We start from the raw sequence: 334 nt of genomic DNA, 5'->3' as shown, positions 1-334 counted from the left end.
TCGGCTCAGGGCGATGACATGCAGCCGGGTGAGGTGTTGCTGCCGGGGCAGTCGATCAGCTCGGGTGATGGCCGTTACTCATTCGTCTATCAGGGTGATGGAAACCTCGTGCTGTATGGACCGGGTGGGGCCCTGTGGGACTCGAAGACCGGTGGCACGACTGCGGGCGTGTGTGTCATGCAAGGTGACGGCAACTTGGTCATCTATCGTCCGGGTGGCACGCCGGTCTGGGCTTCGGGTACCTCGCAGGACCCCGGCAGTCGTCTTGTAGTTCAAGGTGACGCCAACGTAGTGATCTACCGCCCTGACGGCACCGCCGCGTGGTCGACGGAGA

The 334-nt window shown here is 63.2% G+C and carries 1 protein-coding gene; it reads left to right on the top strand.

Annotated features, from left to right (window positions below; genetic code table 11):
- Positions 1 to 18: 18 nt before the first annotated feature.
- Positions 19 to 334: hypothetical protein (locus tag MPTA5024_RS43720; protein WP_442922085.1), on the top strand; the 316-nt coding region annotated here is incomplete at its 3' end.

Origin of the sequence: Microbispora sp. ATCC PTA-5024 (assembly GCF_000511135.2) — a bacterium.
In the GTDB taxonomy this organism is placed as follows: Bacteria; Actinomycetota; Actinomycetes; order Streptosporangiales; family Streptosporangiaceae; genus Microbispora; species Microbispora corallina.
Note: the sequence above shows the minus strand (reverse complement) of the source record. Positions and strands in the feature narration are given on the sequence as shown.